This is a genomic window from Sporosarcina sp. So3-204 (genome assembly GCF_058068165.1).
In genome coordinates, this window is sequence record NZ_CM176485.1 from 40,745 (window position 1) to 55,349 (window position 14,605).

14 protein-coding genes and 3 rRNA genes are annotated in these 14,605 nt (G+C 42.6%); all 17 read left to right on the forward strand.

The window, feature by feature from the left end; translation table 11 throughout:
• Positions 1 to 24: 24 nt before the first annotated feature.
• The 17 genes from AC3RV6_RS00160 (at position 25) to rsmI (ending at position 14,554) form a co-directional block, all read left to right on the forward strand.
• Positions 25 to 345 carry a YbaB/EbfC family nucleoid-associated protein gene (locus tag AC3RV6_RS00160; protein WP_489747490.1) on the forward strand — a complete coding sequence of 107 codons (321 nt, stop codon included), beginning with the start codon at positions 25 to 27 and terminating at the stop codon, positions 343 to 345.
• A gap of 11 nt (positions 346 to 356) precedes the next feature.
• Positions 357 to 953 (forward strand): recombination mediator RecR, encoded by a 597-nt coding sequence (gene recR / locus AC3RV6_RS00165; RefSeq protein ID WP_489749138.1) that lies wholly within the window; start codon positions 357 to 359, stop codon positions 951 to 953.
• Between the two features lie 15 nt (positions 954 to 968).
• Positions 969 to 1,178 carry a YaaL family protein gene (locus AC3RV6_RS00170; protein ID WP_489747491.1) on the forward strand — a complete coding sequence of 70 codons (210 nt, stop codon included), beginning with the start codon at positions 969 to 971 and terminating at the stop codon, positions 1,176 to 1,178.
• 59 nt (positions 1,179 to 1,237) lie between these two features.
• The gene (locus AC3RV6_RS00175; RefSeq protein WP_489747492.1) at positions 1,238 to 1,501 is read left to right on the forward strand and encodes a pro-sigmaK processing inhibitor BofA family protein; all 264 of its coding nucleotides are present in this window, start codon (positions 1,238 to 1,240) and stop codon (positions 1,499 to 1,501) included.
• 507 nt (positions 1,502 to 2,008) lie between these two features.
• Positions 2,009 to 3,564: ribosomal RNA gene (locus tag AC3RV6_RS00180) — 16S ribosomal RNA — on the forward strand.
• Positions 3,565 to 3,929: 365 nt separating this feature from the next.
• Positions 3,930 to 6,885: ribosomal RNA gene (locus tag AC3RV6_RS00185) — 23S ribosomal RNA — on the forward strand.
• Between the two features lie 95 nt (positions 6,886 to 6,980).
• Positions 6,981 to 7,096, forward strand: a 5S ribosomal RNA gene (gene rrf, locus AC3RV6_RS00190).
• Together the 16S, 23S and 5S rRNA genes form the textbook arrangement of a ribosomal RNA operon.
• A gap of 320 nt (positions 7,097 to 7,416) precedes the next feature.
• Entirely contained in the window at positions 7,417 to 8,853 is a 1,437-nt protein-coding gene (locus AC3RV6_RS00195) for an aminotransferase class I/II-fold pyridoxal phosphate-dependent enzyme (protein ID WP_489747493.1), read from the forward strand.
• 1 nt (position 8,854) lies between these two features.
• Complete coding sequence (tmk, locus tag AC3RV6_RS00200) at positions 8,855 to 9,487, forward strand: dTMP kinase (protein ID WP_489747494.1); 633 nt, start codon at positions 8,855 to 8,857, stop codon at positions 9,485 to 9,487.
• A 51-nt stretch (positions 9,488 to 9,538) separates the two neighbouring features.
• On the forward strand, positions 9,539 to 9,868 hold the full coding sequence (locus tag AC3RV6_RS00205; protein WP_489747495.1) for a cyclic-di-AMP receptor: 330 nt from the start codon (positions 9,539 to 9,541) through the stop codon (positions 9,866 to 9,868).
• A 27-nt stretch (positions 9,869 to 9,895) separates the two neighbouring features.
• On the forward strand, positions 9,896 to 10,336 hold the full coding sequence (locus AC3RV6_RS00210) for a YaaR family protein (protein WP_489747496.1): 441 nt from the start codon (positions 9,896 to 9,898) through the stop codon (positions 10,334 to 10,336).
• Between the two features lie 65 nt (positions 10,337 to 10,401).
• Positions 10,402 to 11,391: a DNA polymerase III subunit delta' gene (holB, locus tag AC3RV6_RS00215; RefSeq protein ID WP_489749139.1), complete on the forward strand. Its 990-nt coding sequence runs from the start codon at positions 10,402 to 10,404 to the stop codon at positions 11,389 to 11,391.
• Complete coding sequence (locus AC3RV6_RS00220) at positions 11,384 to 12,211, forward strand: PSP1 domain-containing protein (RefSeq protein WP_489747497.1); 828 nt, start codon at positions 11,384 to 11,386, stop codon at positions 12,209 to 12,211. The genes holB and AC3RV6_RS00220 overlap by 8 nt, the downstream gene beginning before the upstream one ends.
• A gap of 13 nt (positions 12,212 to 12,224) precedes the next feature.
• Complete coding sequence (gene yabA, locus AC3RV6_RS00225; protein WP_489747498.1) at positions 12,225 to 12,587, forward strand: DNA replication initiation control protein YabA; 363 nt, start codon at positions 12,225 to 12,227, stop codon at positions 12,585 to 12,587.
• Between the two features lie 87 nt (positions 12,588 to 12,674).
• Entirely contained in the window at positions 12,675 to 13,424 is a 750-nt protein-coding gene (locus AC3RV6_RS00230) for a tRNA1(Val) (adenine(37)-N6)-methyltransferase (RefSeq protein WP_489749140.1), read from the forward strand.
• Complete coding sequence (locus tag AC3RV6_RS00235) at positions 13,408 to 13,695, forward strand: GIY-YIG nuclease family protein (RefSeq protein WP_489747499.1); 288 nt, start codon at positions 13,408 to 13,410, stop codon at positions 13,693 to 13,695. The genes AC3RV6_RS00230 and AC3RV6_RS00235 overlap by 17 nt, the downstream gene beginning before the upstream one ends.
• Complete coding sequence (gene rsmI, locus AC3RV6_RS00240) at positions 13,673 to 14,554, forward strand: 16S rRNA (cytidine(1402)-2'-O)-methyltransferase (RefSeq protein ID WP_489747500.1); 882 nt, start codon at positions 13,673 to 13,675, stop codon at positions 14,552 to 14,554. The genes AC3RV6_RS00235 and rsmI overlap by 23 nt, the downstream gene beginning before the upstream one ends.
• Positions 14,555 to 14,605 lie beyond the last annotated feature (51 nt).

The following is a 14,605-nucleotide window of genomic DNA, read 5'->3' on the forward strand; positions in this document are numbered from 1 at the left end:
GAAAAAAATGAGGAGGAAATGATTATGAAGGGTATGGGAAATATGCAAGGTATGATGAAGCAAATGCAGAAGATGCAAAAACAAATGGCGGAAGCGCAAGAGAAATTAGGGGAAGAAAGAATTGAAGGTTCAGCGGGCGGCGGTATGGTGAAGGTCGTTGTATCTGGTAGTAAAGAAGTTTTGGAAGTTATTATTAATCCAGATGTTGTAGATGCAGAAGATGTTGAAATGTTACAAGATCTTGTAGTAATAGCAACGAATGAAGCAATGACTAAAGCTGAAGAATTGACGAACTCTACGATGGGACAATTCACGAAAGGATTGAACCTTCCTGGAATGTTCTAGGAGGAACTATGATGCATTACCCTGAACCAATCTCAAAGTTAATTGATAGTTTTATGAAACTGCCAGGTATCGGCCCGAAGACAGCGGGTCGACTGGCGTTTTTTGTATTAGGTATGAAGGAAGATACAGTGCTTGATTTTGCAAAAGCGCTTGTCGATGCAAAACGGAATCTTCGTTTTTGCTCAATATGTGGACATATTACCGATATTGATCCGTGTCATATATGCCAAGACAAATCACGTGATGGATCGACAATATGTGTCGTTCAAGATCCTAAAGATGTAATTGCAATTGAAAAAATGCGTGATTATAAAGGGCTCTACCATGTTCTTCACGGTGCTATATCCCCGTTGGATGGTATTGGCCCTGAAGATATAAATGTTCCTACTTTATTAACGCGACTCCAAGATGAACAAGTAGAAGAATTAATTTTAGCTACTAATCCAACTATTGAAGGAGAAGCAACTGCGATGTACATTTCAAGACTTGTAAAACCTTCAGGTATAATGACCACGAGAATTGCACATGGACTTCCAGTCGGTGGAGATCTAGAGTACGCGGATGAAGTAACGCTATCAAAGGCGCTCGAGGGTCGTCGGGAATTGTAGGAGGTAGTTTGAACTTTGTTTAAACGAAGGAATAAGTTAAAAGAAGAGTATGATGATCGACTACGGGCCTTAATGATAGAAACCAAAAAAGAGTGGGAACAAGCTAGAGAGATTGAAAAGTACCTTAATGATTATGATCAAGAAGTAATTCTTCGCCGAAAGATTGCAGAAAGTATTCATTTCTATCTATATAAAGAAGCAAAGGCTCGCCATCTTGGAAGGTGACTAATAGTTCTTCATGGGATCGCATATGATTATATATCATTTAAAAAAGGAGCGATTCCATGAAATTAGCCATCGGTATATCAATTGCAGGTTTTGTCTTACTTCTATTCTTAATGGATAACAAACAGATTCGAAAAGTATTTGAACGTTTATCTATCTATTGGTTTCGTCTAGCGTTTTCCTTCTTAGTTTTGTTTATTATGAACATCGCAGCTGGATTCTTTGGTGTTTACGTACCAATTAATATCGCTTCAGGACTTGTAATAGCTTTACTAGGTATACCCGGAGTAGCGTCTGTATGCGCTTTTGCATTAATACTATAATTAAGTGTTGCATTTCTAAAAGAGGCGTGTTATATTTAACTACCTTGCCGATACAATCACTTAAACAACTAAAAAGAAATTGAAATTAGTTGTTGACACGGTGAATAAGGCATGTTATGATATAAGAGTTGCTGTTGCGAAATGGCATTATACGAAAAAGAGGAACACGAAATACTTCCTCTGTTATGAACCTTGAAAACTGAACAGCAAAACGTCGATATAAGTCATTCGTGTTTACACGATATGATTAATAACTCAGGACGCTTCGGCGCACTTGAGTATAAACGTTTCTATTTGAAACAAAATTGTCATTCAATAGAAGTAGTTAACGCTACAACTATTAATGCCGGCAAAAAGAAATGAGCTTTCATTTTCTTCTTGTTCTGGCGGTCGAGACGTAGTGCAGTGCTAGGAAACGATTGAGCGAAGGAAGGAGCGTACATTAGTACGTGACTGACTAAGTGAGAGAAGTTGACAACGCAATGTGCTGCGTATCGGCTAGCCGGTATTATGGAGAGTTTGATCCTGGCTCAGGACGAACGCTGGCGGCATGCCTAATACATGCAAGTCGAGCGAACAAAATTTGGAGCTTGCTTCAAATTTTGTTAGCGGCGGATGGGTGAGTAACACGTGGGCAACCTGCCCTGCAGATGGGGATAACTCCGGGAAACCGGGGCTAATACCGAATAATCAGTTCGTCCGCATGGACGAACTCTGAAAGACGGTTTCGGCTGTCACTGCAGGATGGGCCCGCGGCGCATTAGCTAGTTGGTGGGGTAATGGCCTACCAAGGCAACGATGCGTAGCCGACCTGAGAGGGTGATCGGCCACACTGGGACTGAGACACGGCCCAGACTCCTACGGGAGGCAGCAGTAGGGAATCTTCCACAATGGACGAAAGTCTGATGGAGCAATGCCGCGTGAGCGAAGAAGGTTTTCGGATCGTAAAGCTCTGTTGTAAGGGAAGAACACGTACGGGAGTAACTGCCCGTACCTTGACGGTACCTTATTAGAAAGCCACGGCTAACTACGTGCCAGCAGCCGCGGTAATACGTAGGTGGCAAGCGTTGTCCGGAATTATTGGGCGTAAAGCGCGCGCAGGCGGCCTGTTAAGTCTGATGTGAAAGCCCCCGGCTCAACCGGGGAAGGTCATTGGAAACTGATAGGCTTGAGTACAGAAGAGGAAAGCGGAATTCCACGTGTAGCGGTGAAATGCGTAGAGATGTGGAGGAACACCAGTGGCGAAGGCGGCTTTCTGGTCTGTAACTGACGCTGAGGCGCGAAAGCGTGGGGAGCAAACAGGATTAGATACCCTGGTAGTCCACGCCGTAAACGATGAGTGCTAAGTGTTAGGGGGTTTCCGCCCCTTAGTGCTGCAGCTAACGCATTAAGCACTCCGCCTGGGGAGTACGGCCGCAAGGCTGAAACTCAAAGGAATTGACGGGGACCCGCACAAGCGGTGGAGCATGTGGTTTAATTCGAAGCTACGCGAAGAACCTTACCAGGTCTTGACATCCCACTGCCCGGTATAGAGATATACTTTTCCCTTCGGGGACAGTGGTGACAGGTGGTGCATGGTTGTCGTCAGCTCGTGTCGTGAGATGTTGGGTTAAGTCCCGCAACGAGCGCAACCCTTGATCTTAGTTGCCATCATTAAGTTGGGCACTCTAAGGTGACTGCCGGTGATAAACCGGAGGAAGGTGGGGATGACGTCAAATCATCATGCCCCTTATGACCTGGGCTACACACGTGCTACAATGGACGGTACAGAGGGTCGCCAACCCGCGAGGGGGAGCTAATCCCATAAAACCGTTCACAGTTCGGATTGCAGGCTGCAACTCGCCTGCATGAAGCCGGAATCGCTAGTAATCGTGGATCAGCATGCCACGGTGAATACGTTCCCGGGTCTTGTACACACCGCCCGTCACACCACGAGAGTTTGTAACACCCGAAGTCGGTGAGGTAACCCTTAGGGGAGCCAGCCGCCGAAGGTGGGACAGATGATTGGGGTGAAGTCGTAACAAGGTAGCCGTATCGGAAGGTGCGGCTGGATCACCTCCTTTCTAAGGATATATGTCTATAGTTGGATTACACCTTTGGTGTATGATAGCTAGGCATACGGAAAATCGACGTTTTGCGTTCAGTTTTGAAGGTTTATTAAAGATTAATTAAGCTTCGCTTAATTAATCGGCCATAAAACCATTTTTTTTGTGTCTTTATGGATACTAATAATAATTCAAAACTTGTTCTTTGAAAACTGGATAAAACAATAATTGAAACAAATCAAGAATCAACCAAGATAAACAGAACTTTGTTTATTTTAAAGAACGACCTTTTTACGAAACGTAGATTTTTACATCGCTGTAAGATCACGTTTATTTAAAAGATAAGAATTAGCGACGCAATGCGACGTTAAGACCTATTTTTTGGTTAAGTTAGAAAGGGCGCACGGTGGATGCCTTGGCACTAGGAGTCTATGAAGGACGGCACTAACACCGATATGCTTCGGGGAGCTGTAAGTGAGCTTTGATCCGAAGATTTCCGAATGGGGAAACCCACTGCTCGTAATGGAGTAGTACGTTTACGTGAATACATAGCGTAATCGAGACAAACCCGGAGAACTGAAACATCTAAGTACCCGGAGGAAGAGAAAGAAAAATCGATTCCCTGAGTAGCGGCGAGCGAAAAGGGAACAGCCCAAACCAGGAAGCTTGCTTCCTGGGGTTGTAGGACATGCTATACGGAGTTACAAAGGAATGGATTAGGCGAAGCGACCTGGAAAGGTCCGCCGTAGCGGGTAATAGCCCCGTAGTCGAAAGTTCATTCTCTCCAGCATGTATCCTGAGTACGGCGGAACACGTGAAATTCCGTCGGAATCCGGGAGGACCATCTCCCAAGGCTAAATACTTCCTAGTGACCGATAGTGAACCAGTACCGTGAGGGAAAGGTGAAAAGCACCCCGGAAGGGGAGTGAAATAGATCCTGAAACCGTGTGCCTACAAGTAGTCAGAGCCCTTGTTGACTTTCCTTCGGGAGAGTCACGGGTGATGGCGTGCCTTTTGTAGAATGAACCGGCGAGTTACTGATTTCATGCAAGGTTAAGCAGAGAATGCGGAGCCGCAGCGAAAGCGAGTCTTAATAGGGCGAATTAGTATGAGGTCGTAGACCCGAAACCAGGTGATCTACCCATGTCCAGGGTGAAGGTAAGGTAATACTTACTGGAGGCCCGAACCCACGTATGTTGAAAAATGCGGGGATGAGGTGTGGGTAGCGGTGAAATTCCAATCGAACCTGGAGATAGCTGGTTCTCTCCGAAATAGCTTTAGGGCTAGCCTCAAACTTTAGAATCTCGGAGGTAGAGCACTGTTTGGACTAGGGGCCCATCCCGGGTTACCGAATTCAGACAAACTCCGAATGCCGATGATTTATGTTTGGGAGTCAGACTGTGGGTGATAAGATTCATAGTCGAGAGGGAAACAACCCAGACCACCAGTTAAGGTCCCCAAGTCTCTGTTAAGTGGAAAAGGATGTGGCGTTGCCCAGACAACCAGGATGTTGGCTTAGAAGCAGCCACCATTTAAAGAGTGCGTAATAGCTCACTGGTCGAGTGGCGCTGCGCCGAAAATGTATCGGGGCTAAACAGAGCACCGAAACTGTGGACTTACATCTTAGATGTGAGTGGTAGGAGAGCGTTCTAGGGGCGTCGAAGTTAGACCGTAAGGACTAGTGGAGCGCCTAGAAGTGAGAATGCCGGTATGAGTAGCGAAAGAAGGGTGAGAATCCCTTCCACCGAATGCCCAAGGTTTCCTGAGGAAGGCTCGTCCGCTCAGGGTTAGTCGGGACCTAAGTTGAGGCCGAAAGGCGTAGACGATGGATAACAGGTTGATATTCCTGTACCACCTCCCCGCCGTTTGAGTAATGGGGGGACGCAGTAGGATAGGGTGAGCGCGCTGTTGGTTATGCGCGTCTAAGCAGTGAGGTGTGAAATGAGGCAAATCCCATTTCTATAACATTGAGCTGTGATGGCGAGGGGAATTATTCCCTGGAGTCCCTGATTTCACACTGCCAAGAAAAGCCTCTAACGAGGCGGGAGGTGCCCGTACCGCAAACCGACACAGGTAGGCGAGGAGAGAATCCTAAGGTGATCGAGAGAACTCTCGTTAAGGAACTCGGCAAAATGACCCCGTAACTTCGGGAGAAGGGGTGCTCTGGTAGGGTGTTAAAGCCCGAGAGAGCCGCAGTGAATAGGCCCAGGCGACTGTTTAGCAAAAACACAGGTCTCTGCAAAACCGCAAGGTGATGTATAGGGGCTGACGCCTGCCCGGTGCTGGAAGGTTAAGGGAAGAGGTTAGCGCAAGCGAAGCTTTGAACCGAAGCCCCAGTAAACGGCGGCCGTAACTATAACGGTCCTAAGGTAGCGAAATTCCTTGTCGGGTAAGTTCCGACCCGCACGAAAGGCGTAACGATCTGGGCACTGTCTCAACGAGAGACTCGGTGAAATTATAGTACCTGTGAAGATGCAGGTTACCCGCGACAGGACGGAAAGACCCCGTGGAGCTTTACTGTAACCTGATATTGAATTCTGATGCAATCTGTACAGGATAGGTAGGAGCCTTAGAATCCGGAGCGCTAGCTTCGGAGGAGGCGTTGGTGGGATACTACCCTGATTGTATTGGACTTCTAACCCATGCCCCTTATCGGGGCAGGAGACAGTGTCAGGTGGACAGTTTGACTGGGGCGGTCGCCTCCTAAAGAGTAACGGAGGCGCCCAAAGGTTCCCTCAGAATGGTTGGACATCATTCGCAGAGTGCAAAGGCATAAGGGAGCTTAACTGCGAGACCTACAAGTCGAGCAGGGTCGAAAGACGGGCTTAGTGATCCGGTGGTTCCGCATGGAAGGGCCATCGCTCAACGGATAAAAGCTACCCCGGGGATAACAGGCTTATCTCCCCCAAGAGTCCACATCGACGGGGAGGTTTGGCACCTCGATGTCGGCTCATCGCATCCTGGGGCTGTAGTCGGTCCCAAGGGTTGGGCTGTTCGCCCATTAAAGCGGTACGCGAGCTGGGTTCAGAACGTCGTGAGACAGTTCGGTCCCTATCCGTCGCGGGCGCAGGAAATTTGAGAGGAGCTGTCCTTAGTACGAGAGGACCGGGATGGACACACCGCTGGTGTACCAGTTGTCTTGCCAAAGGCATAGCTGGGTAGCTACGTGTGGACGGGATAAATGCTGAAAGCATCTAAGCATGAAGCCCCCCTCGAGATGAGATTTCCCATTACGCAAGTAAGTAAGATCCCTCAGAGATGATGAGGTTGATAGGTCCGGGGTGTAAGTACGGCGACGTATGTAGCTGACGGATACTAATTGATCGAGGACTTAACCAAATAACGTAAGAAGTAAGTGGGCTGATTCCCCTGATTTGTGAAGATTATCTGTTTTATTCAGTTTTGAAAGAACAATTAAATTCTTTCAATATAAGTATGGTGGCGATAGCGAAGAGGTCACACCCGTTCCCATCTCGAACACGGTAGTTAAGCTCTTCAGCGCCGATGGTAGTTGGGGGTTTCCCCCTGCAAGAGTAGGACGTTGCCATGCACTAAAGAAGTCATTACCTTAATTGGTAGTGGCTTTTTTGTACCAAGAAAAAATGTATAGGAGTTAGGCACTTTGGTGTTAATTATAATCCGGGGTTACAGTGTGATTTATGCGCTCATTTTAGAAATCGAAGTTAGTATAATTAACGTTGCATCGCGATAAAGAAGTTATTACCTTAACTGGTGGTGGCTTTTTTTATACTTATTAATAAAAAACTGTAGCTAAATGTAGTTAGTATATAACAAATTAGTAACCACTAATCTCGATTATTAAAGTTGCTACCATTATAATAGGGATATAAAGAGGAAGTGAGTTAAATAATGAAATATGAGAATCGCCCACTTGTTAAAAGGCTAGTGGAATTTACAGAAGCGGATTCATTTTCATTCCATGTACCGGGTCATAAAAATGGTATGCTGTCTGGATTACCGGAAACCTTAAGTCGTGCACTCAAATATGATGTAACAGAGCTTGAGGGTCTTGATGATCTGCATGAACCAATGGGCGTCATTCGTGAAGCAGAGAGAAGGCTTAGTGCTTTGTATGGCGCTGAAAAAAGCTTTTTTCTTGTGAACGGATCAACGGTGGGAAACTTAGCGATGGTTTATGCGACTTGTCGTTCTGGAGATACAGTTATTGTGCAAAGAAATGCGCATAAATCAATTTTTAATGCAATTGAATTAACTGGTGCGAGGCCTGTATTTATTACACCGAAATGGGATAATAATACTAAAACGACAGGTTCTATAACGACGGAACAAATAAAGCGCGCAATTGGAATTTATCCTGAGATTAAGGCTGTAATTTTAACTTATCCATCATATTATGGTAAGGTTGGCAATGATTTGAAGGAGATTATCAAACTTTGCCACTTGAAAAGCATTCCTGTATTGGTTGATGAAGCGCACGGTGCTCATTTTGTTGTAGGAGACCCTTTTCCAAGTTCGGCTTTGGATATGGGGGCTGATATTGTTGTGCATTCTGCGCATAAAACATTACCAGCTATGACGATGGCTTCATTTTTACATATTCGGTCTTCATTGGTTTCGGTTGAGAAAGTCGCGCATTATTTGAGGATGCTACAATCAAGTAGTCCCTCTTATCTTCTAATGGCTTCACTCGATGACGCAAGAGCGTACGCGGAATCATTTACAATAGAGGATATAGGATTCTTTAGTGAGCAGCGTAAGGTTTTTGTTGAAAGGCTTAGAAAAATTCCAAATCTTCAAGTAATCGAGATGGATGATCCTTTAAAGATTATTATCCGTATGAATGGATATTCAGGTTATGACTTGCAAAATGTATTTGAAAAAATGGGGGTGTATGCAGAACTTGCAGATATTTATCAAGTGCTGTTTATATTACCGCTTTTGAAAATAACTTATAAATATGAAATTGAAGAGATAATAAATAGAATTTCAAACGCGATTAATTGTTTGGATAAAAAAGTTAGAAGTCTTGAAGCTATCGAGCCATCAGATTTGGAATTAGATATAACAGAGCTCTCGTATACGACGAGAGAAATGGAAAAGCTTGAAGTAGGGTGGGTTCCATATGGAAAAGCTTTAGGTAAAGTGATTGCTGAGTCTATAATTCCTTATCCACCTGGAATTCCATTATTACTTAAAGGTGAGAAGGTTAGTCAAGCCCATATAGACTTACTAAATGTCTTGATGGAAAAGGGTTCTCGTTTCCAGGGTGGAATACGTATAAAGGAACAGCAAGTATTTGTCGTAATTAACAAGATGGAGGAATAGCATGGAACAAATGGGTAAGTTCATCACTTTTGAAGGACCTGAAGGTGCTGGGAAAACAACGGTAATTTCAGCTTTGTATGATAGACTACAAGCAAAGGGTCTTAATGTTATTTTAACGAGGGAGCCTGGCGGTATCCCAATAGCAGAAAGTATTCGTAGCGTTATTCTTGATAATAAACATAAAGAAATGGATGGAAAAACCGAGGCGTTGTTGTATGCCGCAGCTAGACGTCAACATCTTGTAGAAAAGATAATTCCAGCATTGGAAACAGGCACAATTGTTTTATGTGATCGTTTTATCGATAGTTCACTAGCTTATCAGGGATATGCGCGGGACCTCGGAATTGATGAGGTCCTGACCATCAACCAGTTTGCGATTGGAGAGAAGATGCCTGACTTAACCATATTTTTCGATATTAGTCCAGAAGAGGGTCTAACTCGTATTGCACAGAATCATTTACGAGAAAAGAATCGTTTAGATAAAGAAGATATTGAATTTCATCAATCTGTTTATGAGGGCTATCAGGAACTTATGAAGCGTTATCCTAAACGGATAATAAAGACTGATGCAAGGCTTCCTGTTGTCGAAGTAATTGAAAATGTTTGGAAAATGATTAGTACCGAACTCATGTAACAGATGGATTCATGTTATAATGGTATTAAAGATGAAAAAGGAGAGATGACCGTGAAATTGATAGTGGCAGTGGTGCAAGATCAGGATAGTAATCGGTTATCCGCCGCATTGACGAAAAACGATTTTAGAGCAACAAAATTAGCAAGTACAGGCGGATTTCTTAGATCGGGAAATACGACGTTTCTAATAGGTACAGATGAAAGTCTTGTTGACAAGGCACTTGATTTAATTCGAGAGAATTGTCGTTCACGTGATCAGATGGTCGCACCAGTTTCACCGATGGGTGGTAATGCTGACTCATATATTCCTTATCCAGTGGAAGTTGAGGTTGGAGGCGCTACGGTATTCGTGCTACCAATCGAACATTTTCACCATTTCTAAATACGGCATTAACCGAGGTGAACACGAATGAAGGTTAATAGTGATTATCGTGCGGGGATGGATAAATCCAGAAATGAACAATTGCAAAGAACTCAGGGCAGTAATGGGTTTGGCCAAATGGTCACGAAGCAAGTTGATAAACTTCATGGTGAACAATTTACACGACTACTAGGCGATATATCATCTGCTGGTGACCGGATAGCTAGATCACGAAACTTACGTGATATGGCAAAATTTAAAATGTTAGTCCGACGATTTTTAAAAGAAGCCGTTGAATCAGGATTTGAAATAAAACAGTCGCATACATGGAATCAATATGGTGAAGGGCGCCAGTTAAAGATTATCGAAACAATCGATGAGAAGTTAATTGAGTTAGCCGAAGTCTTATTGGATGAAGAATCAACTGCTGTCGATTTGCTTGGGAAAATAGGAGAAATAAAAGGGCTACTTATTAGTATATATATATAACTTTTGAAACCTTTTTTCTTGTGTAAGTAAAGCAATAAAGGGTTACATTTTTATAGGGAGGGGCGATTAAACTGATTGAAGGACAGAAACTTGTAATCGATAGGTTAATTGCTTCATTCAAAAATAATCGGGTTGGCCATGCTTACTTATTTGATGGGGAAAGAGGAACCGGAAAAGAAGATGTTGCTTTGTTTTTCGCAAAACTTTCACTATGTGAAAACTTGGAGAAATTTGTTCCATGTGAAACATGTAGTTCGTGCAGGCGCATTACTTCTGGAAACCATCCAAATATTACAGTTATTCGACCAGATGGTCAAGGTATAAAAAAAGAGCAGATTGCAGCACTTATTTTTAATATGACTAAAAAAGGTTATGAAGCAGGAAGGAAAGTATATATTATTTCTTGTGCAGATAAAATGAATATTGCAGCAGCAAATACGCTTCTAAAATATTTAGAAGAACCAGAAGGCGATGTTACGGCAATTTTATTGACCGATTCTTATCAAGCGATTTTACCTACCATTCAGTCGCGTTGTCAGCGAATTTCTTTTCTACCACCTTCTCGCGATAAAATGATTATCTCTCTTGTGGAAAAAGGAATTACTACATCTATGGCAGCGACTGTTTCTATGATAACCGCAAATAATGATGAAGGATTTCGCTTAGCTAACTGTGATGAATTTGCACATATGCGAAAGACGGTGTTAAGATTAGTCGAAGCGTCAGGACGTAATATTAATGAAGCGTTATTATTAATTCAATCTGAATGGAATCAGTCTTTTAAGGAAAGAGAAGATACTGACCGGGGTTTGGATTTGCTTCTATATGCGTATCGTGATATTGCCGCTAGTAAAGCAGGTTTGCAGTCAGCACGAGCATATCCAGATGAGTTAGAACTTTTAAACGGACTTGCAATGAGAGTGACATATAGCGAGTTATCTGTCATGATAGAAGCTGTGTTACAAGCAAAGAGGCATCTGCGTAGCAATATGAATCGTACGCTACTAATGGAACAATTGGTGCTGAACATGCAAGGGAGGTTACTTGTTGTATAAAGTGATAGGTGTCCGTTTTAAAAAAGCGGGTAAAATATATTATTTCGATCCATTGGACTATGAGTTTGATAAAGATGATTATGTAATTGTCGAAACTGCACGTGGCATTGAATATGGTAAGGTAGCTATTAAAGCGCGAGAAGTAGGAGAAAATGACGTTGTATTACCACTCAAGAAAATAGTTCGTCCCGCATTAGACGGAGATTTTGAAAAAGTTGAAGAAAATGGGATTGAAGCGCAAAAAGCATATGAAACAGGTGTAAGTAAGATTGAAGAGCATCAGCTTGACATGAAACTTGTAGACGTTGAGTATACTTTTGATAGAAATAAAATTATTTTTTACTTTACAGCGGAAGGTCGTGTTGATTTCCGTAATTTAGTAAAAGATTTAGCTTCTATTTTCCGAACTAGAATTGAACTTAGACAAATAGGTGTACGTGATGAAGCAAAAATGCTTGGTGGAATTGGTCCTTGCGGAAGAATGCTTTGTTGTTCAACATTCTTAGGAGATTTTGAGCCTGTATCTATTAAGATGGCTAAAGATCAGAATTTGTCACTTAATCCATCTAAAATATCTGGGCTTTGCGGTCGCCTCATGTGTTGTCTAAAGTATGAAAATGACGATTACGAAGAAGCGAAAAAACTTATGCCAGATATAGGGACGCGTGTGGAAACACCTCAAGGCCCAGGTAAGGTTGTAGGTTTAAATCTTCTCGAGCGTCTTCTACAAGTGAAGTTAAAAGAAGATGAGCATATCCTTGAATATACATTAGAAGAGATTATGGATTCGCAAAATAAGATGGTTCATTTGATAAAGTGATGGGGTGGGAAAGTTGAAAGAAAGGAAATTTCTAGACAGAATTATGGAATTTGAACAGCAGCTCGAGTCAACGCATACGCAGTTTCGGGAACTTATGGGATTTGTAGCGAAAATGACGGAAGAGAACCATTCACTTCAACTCGAAAACCATCATCTGCGAAAGCGACTTGAAGAAATGGATGATTTAGAAAAGAAACCAAAAGTAAAGCAAAAGACCGAGAAGAAACCTCATGCAGTTGATGTCGGAGAAGGCGTTGATAATTTAGCGCGTCTTTATAATGAAGGATTTCATGTATGTAATGTCCATTACGGTAGTATCCGTAAAGGAGAAGATTGTCTCTTCTGCTTATCTTTTTTGAATAAACAAAATGTTTGAAATGAGCCGATCCTATTTATATTAGGCATCGGCTTTTTTATTATTGTGGTAATCTGTGTTAAACGTTTTTTATATGGAGGTTATGCTATTGTGGATTTATTGAAGGATGATGAACGACTTGATTACTTATTAGCAGAGGATTTACGAATTATACAAAGTCCGTCTGTATTTTCGTTTTCACTTGATGCGGTATTGCTAGCTAAATTTACTTATGTGCCTTTCCGTTCGGGAAAAATTGTGGATTTATGTGCAGGAAATGGTGTAATACCACTCTTTTTAAGTGCCAGAACAAAGGCTCAAATAACGGCAGTTGAGTTACAGGAGCGTCTAGTGGATATGGCGGAAAGAAGTATTACTTATAACAAACTTAATAATCAAATTGAGATTATGAACGATGATGTGAAAGGGATAGCTGAAAAGATTGGTTACGATAAATACGATTTAGTGACCTGTAATCCGCCTTATTTTCCAGCCCATGAAGCGAGTGATAAGAATTTATTAGAACACCTGGCAATTGCCAGACACGAAATATATTTAACCCTTGATCAAGCAGTGAAATCAGCAAGTGAGCTTTTAAAGCAGGGCGGGAAAGCGGCTTTTGTACATCGGCCAGGACGATTACTGGATATTGTTACATCAATGCGTGCGCATCGGATAGAACCAAAGAGAATTCAGTTTGTATATCCAAAAGAAGGTAAAGAAGCAAATACTCTATTAATAGAGGGAACGAAAGATGGTAAGCCTGATTTGAAAATATTACCGCCATTGTATGTATATGATCGAGAAGGTAATTATACAAAAGAAGTGAGGCTATTGCTTTATGGAGAGAACGGGTGAGCATCTATTCTACGTTTTAGAATGTGGTGATGGGTCTTATTATGCCGGCTATACAAATAACCTTGAAAAGCGAGTACAAGTTCATAATGAAGGAAAGGGTGCAAAGTATACGCGCGCAAAACTTCCGGTTCAATGCATTTATTCTGAGGCATTTGAAACAAAGAGAGCAGCGATGCAAGCTGAATATAGATTTAAGCAATTAAAACGGAATGAAAAAGAGCGTTATATTGAAAAGGAGGGAATTATAGATGAAATCCCAAAAAAGTGCTGAAGCTGGAGGCGGAAAACTATTTCTTGTCGGAACTCCTATTGGTAATCTAGAGGATATGACTTTTCGGGCAGTTCGTATATTAAATGAGGTTGACTTGATTGCCGCTGAGGATACACGAAATACAATTAAGCTTTGTAATCATTTTGAAATTAAAACGCCGCTTGTAAGTTATCATGAACATAATATTGAAGTAGGCGGAGAAAAGATTTTAGCGATGCTTGCAGCTGGGAAAACAATTGCGTTGGTTAGTGATGCAGGTATGCCTTGTATATCAGACCCGGGCGCAGATATAGTGGTTAAAGCAATTGCGTCTGGATATGATGTCGTACCTGTGCCTGGCGCGAATGCAGCGATTAGTGCACTCGTTGCCGCGGGATTAAATCCGCAACCATTCTTGTTTTATGGTTTTTTATCGCGTAATAAAAAAGACAGACGTACTCAAATAGAAGATATAAAGAATAGAGTAGAGACAGTTGTTTTGTATGAAGCCCCACACAGGCTTAAGGAAACAGTTCGCGCATTGGCTGAACAGGTCGAAGGTACACGAAAGATTGTTCTTGCGCGGGAGTTAACGAAGCGGTTTGAGGAATTTCTACGAGGTACACTGGATGAAGCTGTTTTATGGGTCGAGTCTAGCCAAATACGGGGTGAGTTTTGTATTGTGTTAGAAGGAAGCGATGGAATTAGTGAAAAGGAAAACGCGCCCGTTTGGTGGACACCATTATCTATCCCGGATCATGTAGAGACATTAATGAAAGATAAGGGCCTACGTTCAAAGGAGGCAATTCGTGAAGTTGCAGCAGATCGTAAGATAGGTCGTCGCGAAGTATACCAGGAATATCATGTTAAAAGTGATTAAAGGCTAAATTTCCCCAAATAAAAACCGGAGCGGATAACCGGACCGGGAAAT

What these genes read in the sequence shown, in the direction of transcription:
- AC3RV6_RS00160 (WP_489747490.1), top strand. Translation starts at nt 25, where the DNA reads ATGAAGGGTATGGGAAATATGCAAGGTATGATGAAGCAAATGCAGAAG.
- recR (WP_489749138.1), top strand. Translation starts at nt 357, where the DNA reads ATGCATTACCCTGAACCAATCTCAAAGTTAATTGATAGTTTTATGAAA.
- AC3RV6_RS00175 (WP_489747492.1), top strand. Translation starts at nt 1,238, where the DNA reads ATGAAATTAGCCATCGGTATATCAATTGCAGGTTTTGTCTTACTTCTA.
- AC3RV6_RS00195 (WP_489747493.1), top strand. Translation starts at nt 7,417, where the DNA reads ATGAAATATGAGAATCGCCCACTTGTTAAAAGGCTAGTGGAATTTACA.
- tmk (WP_489747494.1), top strand. Translation starts at nt 8,855, where the DNA reads ATGGAACAAATGGGTAAGTTCATCACTTTTGAAGGACCTGAAGGTGCT.
- AC3RV6_RS00210 (WP_489747496.1), top strand. Translation starts at nt 9,896, where the DNA reads ATGAAGGTTAATAGTGATTATCGTGCGGGGATGGATAAATCCAGAAAT.
- AC3RV6_RS00235 (WP_489747499.1), top strand. Translation starts at nt 13,408, where the DNA reads ATGGAGAGAACGGGTGAGCATCTATTCTACGTTTTAGAATGTGGTGAT.
- rsmI (WP_489747500.1), top strand. Translation starts at nt 13,673, where the DNA reads ATGAAATCCCAAAAAAGTGCTGAAGCTGGAGGCGGAAAACTATTTCTT.